Raw genomic sequence first — 4,716 nt, 5'->3', positions numbered from 1 at the left:
ACCCAGGGCTCGCCCATCGGGCTGTCGGTCTCGTCCAGGATCACCGTCACCGTCACAAGGCCATTCAGCGCCATGCGGATGCGGTCGCGCACCACCCCGTCCAGCGCCCCGATCAGCGCGGTGCCGTCGAGGTAGAGCCGCCCGGTTTCCACATATTCCGCCACTTCCGGCACGTCGCCGGAAAGGTCCAGCATCGTCCCGTTGGGCGCCACCGCCGCCGCGATCCCGGCCTCGGTCGCGATGCGGACATGCTCAGACAGGTGCCGGTGCTCGCCATGCATGGGGATCAGCATATCGGGAAGGACGAGACGGTGGACATGTTCCAGATCCGGGCGGTTGGCATGGCCCGAGACGTGGTATTTCCCGCCCTGATCGTCGATCACCTGCACGCCCATTTCGGAGAAGGCATTCCAGACCCTCAGCACGTCGCGTTCGTTGCCGGGGATGGTCTTCGAGGAAAACAGGAAGGTGTCGCCCTCCTTCATCTCGATCCCCAGATACTTGCCACGGCTGAGCTGCGCCGAAGCTGCCCGGCGTTCGCCTTGCGAGCCTGTCACCAGCAGCATCAGATTGCGGCGCGGCACCTCCAGCGCCTCATCCGGCGTCACGGTCTTCGGGAACCCCGACAGCACCGCCGCCTCTTCCGCCGCCGACAGCATCCGCTTCATTGACCGGCCGAGGACGCAGATCGTCCGGCCCGCCGCCCGGCCCGCTTCGGCCAGCGTCTTCAGACGCGCGACGTTCGATCCGAAGGTCGTCGCCACCACCATGCCGGTCCGGCTGCGGATCAGCTCGGCCAGGGGCTCGGCGAGCGTCGCTTCGGACCGGCCCTCATGGGTCGAGAAGACGTTGGTGGAATCGCAGGTCATCGCCTTGACCGGACGCTCCGCCACGATCTCGCTGATCCGGGCGTCGTCCCAGCCTTCGCCCACCACCGGCGTGTGGTCGATCTTGAAATCCGCCGAGTGGAAGATGCGGCCCGCCGGCGTGTCGATGACCAGCGCCGAAGACTCCGGGATGGAATGCGAGACGGGGACGAACTGCACCTTGAACGGCCCGGCCTCCACGGTCGCTGGCCGGGGGTCGACAGTGACGATCTGGTCCAGGGGCAGTCCCGCCTCGTCGAACTTCAGCCGCCCGATGGTCGCGGTGAAGCGGCGGCAGTAGACCTTTTTGCCAAGCTGGGGCCACAAGGGCGCCAGCGCGCCGATATGGTCCTCATGCGCATGGGTGATGAAGATCGCCTCCAGCCGGTCCAGCTTGTCGTGCAGCCAGCTGACATCGGGCAGAATCAGGTCCACCCCCGGCGACGTGTCCATGTCCGGGAAGGCCACGCCCAGGTCGACCAGGATCAGCCGTTCCTTGCCCTTCGGCCCATAGCCGTAGACATAGGAGTTCATGCCGATCTCGCCGGCGCCGCCGAGGGGAAGGTAGATAAGGCGGTTCATGCGGTGTCCTTGTTGTAGTCGTTGATCAGGACGAGACCATGCATGGTCAGGTCGTCCTCGATGGAATGGAACAGTTCGGTCCCCTGAGCGAAAAGCGAGGCGAGGCCCCCGGTCGCGATCACTTTCATCGGCCGGTCGCGTTCGCGCCGCACCTCGCGCACGATGCCCTCGACAAGGCCGACATAGCCCCAATACACGCCCGACTGCATGCAGGCCACCGTATTCGTGCCGATCGCCTTCGCCGGCTTGGCCACATCGACGTGAGGCAGGGCGGCGGCGGCCATGTGAAGCGCTTCAAGGGACAGGTTGACGCCCGGCGCGATGACCCCGCCGATATAGGCGCCGTCGCTGTCGACCACGTCGAAAGTGGTGGCCGTGCCGAAATCGACCACGATCAGGTCGCCCCCCTGACGGTCGAAGCCCGCAACGGTGTTGACCAGCCGGTCGGGGCCGACAGTGGTGCCCTGGTCGACGCGGGGCGCGACGGGAAGCCTGCAGTCGGGCTTGCCCACGACCAGCGGGCGGCAGTTGAAGTAGCGGTCGCAGAGGACGCGCAGGTTGAAGACCACGCGCGGCACGGTGGAGGAGATGATCGCCTCGGTGATCTCGGCCTCGGTCTTGCGCAGCGCCATCAGCGAGGAGAGCCAGACGAAATATTCGTCCGCCGTCCGCCGGTGATCGGTGGCGATGCGCCAGGTCGCAAGAAAGCGCGCGCCGTCCCAGATCGAGAAGACGGTGTTGGTGTTGCCGCAGTCGATGGCGAGAAGCATGCAAGCCCCTGTTGATGATGCGGAAGTCTAAAGTTTTTCCAGAAAAATTTTAGACGTCCGGACGCAGTCGGTCAAAAGAACACCTCGGCGGCGGGGATAGCAAGCCTGCCCTGCGGGGTCCGCAGGATCAGGTTGCCCGCCGCGTCGATGGTCTCGAACACCCCTTCACGGGTCACCTCTCCGGTGCGGGCGCGGATGGTTTCACCAAGGCGCGCGGCATGGGTCAGCCAGGCCTCGCGCAGGGGGGCGAAGCCTTCGGCCTGGAAGAGGGCTTCCCAGCGCTCGTAGGCGCGGACGAGGGCGTCAAGGAAGGCCTCGGGTGTGACACGCAACCCGGTTTCGTGCAAAAGCGAGACGGGGGGGACCGCTCCGGGTTCCACCTGCGCAGGGTCGGGCGCGGCAATCAGGTTGACGCCGATGCCGATACAGAGGACCGGGGCGGGTCCGCTCAGCCCCTGGCTTTCCAGCAGGATGCCCGCCAGCTTGCCGCCGTTGCAGAGCACATCGTTCGGCCATTTCAGGGCAAAGCTGTCGGGAAGCCCCGTCATCTGCACCAGCGCATCGCGCAAAGCGAGTGCCGCAGCGAAGGAGCGCAGCGCGACCGTTTCGGGCGGTTCCGTCGGTTTCAGGACAAGGGTGCCGTGGAAGTTGCCCAAGGGACTGGTCCAGGGTCTTGCCCGGCGACCGCGCCCGGCGGTCTGGAGCCCGGCGACGATCCAGGTCGGCCCCGGCAAAGCCGAAGCCCGCCGGAAGCCTTCGGCATTGGTGCTGTCGATCTCGGGCAGGGTGATGCGCCCTGCCCCGCCCCTACCGGACAAGCGCTTCGGCGGCGACGGCAGCCGCTGGTTCGATGCCGAACAGGTTCACGATCCCCACGACCATGATCGCGGCCACAGCCACCAGCATCGCCCATTGCACCGGGGCCATGCGGCTGTCGACCGGCTCCTGCTCGGCCCCGAAATACATGAAATAGACGATGCGCAGGTAGTAGAAGGCACCGATGACCGAGGCCACCGCCCCCGCCACCGCCAGCCAGACCCAGCCTGCATCGACGGCAGCCTTCAGGACGTAGAACTTCCCGATGAAGCCGACCGTCGGCGGAACGCCCGCCAGCGAGAACAGCAGCACCAGCATGGCCAGCGCCTTCAGGGGTTCCTTCTTCGCGAACTGGTTCAGGCCGGCGATGTCGCTGACGGGGCGGCCGTCACGCTCCATCGACAGGATGAAGGCGAAGGTGCCGACGTTCATCGTGACGTAGATCGCCATGTAGATCAGCGTCGCCTGCACCCCGTAAGCGGTGCCGACGCAGAGCCCAATCAGCGCATAGCCCATATGGGCGATCGAGGAATAGGCCATCAGCCGCTTGATGTCGCGCTGGCCGATGGCGGCGACGGCCCCAAGGAACATCGAGGCGACCGCAAGGCCCGCCAGCACCTGCCCCCATTGGGCCGGGATGCCACCGAAGGCGTCCTGCACCAGCCGGGCGATCAGCCCCATCGCGGCGACCTTCGGCGCGGTGGCGAAGAAGGCGGTCACGGGTGTGGGCGAGCCTTCGTAGACGTCGGGCGTCCACATGTGGAAGGGCGCGGCGCTGACCTTGAAGGCAAGACCCGCCAGCATGAACACCAGCCCGAACAGAAGGCCCAGCGGCACGCCGTCTTGCAGCGTGGTCAGGATGCCCGCGAACTGGGTGGTCCCGGCATAGCCATAGACCAGCGAGGCGCCGTATAGCAGCAGGCCGGAGGAGAGCGCGCCAAGGACGAAATACTTCAGCCCCGCCTCTGACGACTTCGCGCTGTCCCGCCGCATCGAGGCCACGACGTAAAGCGACAGCGATTGCAGCTCCAGCCCCATGTAAAGCGTGATCAGGTCGGCGGCCGAGACCATGACCATCATGCCCGTGACCGCCAGCGTGACGAGGATCGGGTATTCAAACCGCAGCAACTCGCGCCGGGTCATATAGTCCTGGCTCATCGCCAGCACCGCCGCTGCCGACAAAAGGATCGTCACCTTGGCGAAGCGCGCGAAGGGGTCGTCGGTGAAGAGGCCGGAGAACACCGTCCGCTCCCCCGCCCCGGCGGCGCCGATGTACAAAGCCAGCGCCACGAACAGCCCCGCCGTCGCCCAGACCAGCGTGGCGGCCAGCCGGTCCTTGCCGGTGTAGACCGCGGCGAGCAACGCGATCATGGCGTAGAGCGCCAGCACGATCTCGGGCAGAAGCGTCTGGAAATCGGCGGAGGTCATTCGGAATGTCCTTCGTTCAGGGCCAGGCCATCCGCAGACTGGGCGGCCTGGTATTCGGTGACGAGGGCCGAGACGGAGGGCCCGATGATATCGGTCACGAGGCTGGGGTAGATGCCGAGGATCAGGGTCGCGGCGATCAGCGGCGCGAAGATGCCCTTCTCGCGGCGGTCCATGTCGGTGATCGAGCGCAGCGCCTCCTTGATCAGGTCGCCGAAGACGACCCGGCGGTAAAGCCACAGCGCATAGGCCGCCGA

The 4,716-nt window shown here is 66.4% G+C and carries 4 protein-coding genes and 1 pseudogene; all 5 read right to left on the bottom strand.

What is annotated here, in order from left to right; translation table 11 throughout:
* Window positions 1–1,448 (bottom strand): ribonuclease J (locus V7Q39_RS19300; RefSeq protein ID WP_333818237.1); only part of this gene is annotated, 1,448 nt, incomplete at its 3' end.
* Window positions 1,445–2,218, bottom strand: coding sequence for a type III pantothenate kinase (locus V7Q39_RS19295; protein WP_333818236.1), 774 nt, complete (start codon window positions 2,216–2,218; stop codon window positions 1,445–1,447). The genes V7Q39_RS19295 and V7Q39_RS19300, both read right to left, overlap by 4 nt.
* Window positions 2,219–2,289: 71 nt before the next feature.
* On the bottom strand, window positions 2,290–3,036 hold the full coding sequence (locus tag V7Q39_RS19290) for a biotin--[acetyl-CoA-carboxylase] ligase (RefSeq protein WP_333818235.1): 747 nt from the start codon (window positions 3,034–3,036) through the stop codon (window positions 2,290–2,292).
* The gene (gene nuoN / locus V7Q39_RS19285; RefSeq protein ID WP_333818234.1) at window positions 3,026–4,462 is read right to left on the bottom strand and encodes an NADH-quinone oxidoreductase subunit NuoN; all 1,437 of its coding nucleotides are present in this window, start codon (window positions 4,460–4,462) and stop codon (window positions 3,026–3,028) included. The genes V7Q39_RS19290 and nuoN overlap by 11 nt, the downstream gene beginning before the upstream one ends.
* A pseudogene (locus tag V7Q39_RS19280) lies at window positions 4,459–4,716 on the bottom strand (NADH-quinone oxidoreductase subunit M); the annotation flags it as partial. The gene nuoN and the pseudogene V7Q39_RS19280, both read right to left, overlap by 4 nt.

It is taken from the genome of Tabrizicola sp. (assembly GCF_036781545.1).
In the GTDB taxonomy this organism is placed as follows: Bacteria; Pseudomonadota; Alphaproteobacteria; order Rhodobacterales; family Rhodobacteraceae; genus Tabrizicola.
Note: the sequence above shows the minus strand (reverse complement) of the source record. Positions and strands in the feature narration are given on the sequence as shown.